Raw genomic sequence first — 1,398 nt, 5'->3', positions numbered from 1 at the left:
TGGTACTGTTAATAACAGCAGAGGGCGAAGCGACTGTCGGGCAGATGGCCGGGTCAAAGTAGAACTGACCCTCGAGGTTGCTCAGTCCACTTACATAATTAGCCGGGGAAGCTTCGACGGCTCTCCAGCTATTCACGATCTGACAGAGTGCAGGTGGACGGGTAGTTGCCATGCCAACGGTTGAACTCAGGGATCTTTTGCACTCGCGCGCCAGAGGTAAGGGATCAACGGCTTTCAGGCTGTATTGATGTTGTTCCTGCCGCCAGGGGTGGATTCCCTCCATGTGGTTGCAAGCCATGGCCAGTTTCACTCGACCCAAGATATCTATTGCTGTATTTCTAACGAGGATTCTATTGCCCGCAAGGTTAAAGAGAGGAGGTTCTGCATCGGCATCGGTAATACCTTCGAACGTGATACCACTTTTTTTAATGCTACGTCCCATCATATATTCACGGTAGGTTGTGCCCGTATTGTCAATGTCGATCCTGTTTCTGAAGATATCGATACTGCTTCCGGGCCCGGGAGAAAACTCTACCGCTTCTGACAGCTTGCCCTGGAATGTGTTATCAATAATAGCGACTCTCTGTGACTGATTCTTGATGGTTGGAGTAATAACAACGACCGCTTCCATTGGAATAAGATCTGTGCCCCCCACGTTGAAAGTTTCAGCTTTAAACGTATTATTAGCGATCAGCAGGCCGGGGCCTGAGCGTGAATCACTGATCGATGCATCCAGGGGTTGTCTGCAATCAAGCTTGACGCCGACCCAGTCAGGCAGGTGTAACACGTTATGTGCTATGATCAGACTCTGGTTATAGCACCATGCTGAAACAAGAGCGTTAGTGCGTCGGCGGCCTTTAGGTTGATTGGGCCGAAACGTTATGTGTCTTATATTGTTGTCTTTTGTTTCTCCAAATATAGAGTTACCTGAATCTCCAACAACGATCATATTGTACGCTCTATAGCTTTCGTCAAGCATGATGACGATTTCGAAACCGTCATCAGCAGCCCCGATAATGTCCTGACCCTCTTTCAAAACTATTTCACCGTGAATAAGGTAATTAACAGGTGTTTTACCCGACACCGGGGTAACGGAAGAAGAAGGCGTCATTGTAGGAACCGAAGTAGGAACCGAATTGGAAGAGAGCAGGATCACGATGTCTTCCGGAAGCCCATTGATTAATTGAGCCAGATCCTCAGCCGGGTCGGCAGTGAGAACAATACATCGTCGTCCGCGAACAAGGTTACTGTATTGATTTAGTCGACGCTGAACCCCACCTGTCGTCTGCCCTGTCAGGGTGTCGCATAATACTATTGGAGAAGCCGTTGTTTGAGAGGGGGTTGTCTGAGTAGGGGTTGTCTGAGCAGAGGTTGTTTTAGCAGCGGTTGTTTTAGCAG

Annotated in this window: 1 protein-coding gene; it reads right to left on the bottom strand. The window is 48.7% G+C overall.

Annotated features, from left to right (window positions below; genetic code table 11):
* A partial coding sequence (locus KDK19_RS01215) for a hypothetical protein (protein WP_257291173.1) occupies positions 1-1,398 on the bottom strand: 1,398 nt, incomplete at both ends.

This window comes from Endozoicomonas sp. ONNA1, assembly GCF_024606325.1.
Taxonomy (GTDB): Bacteria; Pseudomonadota; Gammaproteobacteria; order Pseudomonadales; family Endozoicomonadaceae; genus Endozoicomonas_A.
Note: the sequence above shows the minus strand (reverse complement) of the source record. Positions and strands in the feature narration are given on the sequence as shown.